2 pseudogenes are annotated in these 604 nt (G+C 78.0%); both read left to right on the forward strand.

Going from position 1 to position 604, the window contains the following annotated elements:
- Positions 1-400, forward strand: a pseudogene (locus KS423_RS46875) (hypothetical protein); the annotation flags it as partial.
- Positions 393-604 (forward strand): annotated as a pseudogene (locus KS423_RS46880) (lantibiotic dehydratase C-terminal domain-containing protein); the annotation flags it as partial. The pseudogenes KS423_RS46875 and KS423_RS46880, both read left to right, overlap by 8 nt.

A 604-nucleotide genomic window follows, 5' to 3' on the forward strand; every position in this document is an offset into this window, starting at 1 on the left:
CACGGACCAGGGCCCCGACGGGGTCCCGGCCGCGGCCGTCGCCCGCTGGCGGGCCCGGCTCGGCCTGCCCGAGCAGCTCTTCCTCCACCCCGTACCGGCCGCCGCCGACCCCGCGGGAACGCCCGCCGACGCCTTCGTGGCCCGCCTGCGCGCCCCCAAACCGCAGCCCGTCGACCTCGGCAACCCGCTGCACCTGCGCCACCTGGCCAAGTGGCTCACCCGGCACCGGCGCGGCGTGGTGCTGGAGGAGGCCCTTCCGGCCATCGCGGGACAGGCGGAGCCGACGCGGGCCGTCGAACTCGTGGTGGAAACGTACCGGCCGGGCCGGGGCAGCGCGTCGGGCGACGGTGCCTTCGACTCCGTCCGTACCGCCATCGCCGAGGAGGCGCCCGATGAGTGACCCGGCCGACGGCCAGGAGGCCGTGACCGCCTGGGACGTGGTCCTGTACCACTACCAGCCCGACAAGGCCCGCGCGCTGCGCGAAACCGTCCTGCCACTGGCCCGGCAGGCGGCCGCCGAGGGGCTGGCCGCCCACGTCGAGCGGCACTGGCGGTTCGGGCCGCACCTGCGGCTGCGGCTGCGCGGCCCGGAGGCGCGGGTGGC

This window comes from Streptomyces sp. LS1784 (genome assembly GCF_020103755.1).
Taxonomy (GTDB): Bacteria; Actinomycetota; Actinomycetes; order Streptomycetales; family Streptomycetaceae; genus Kitasatospora.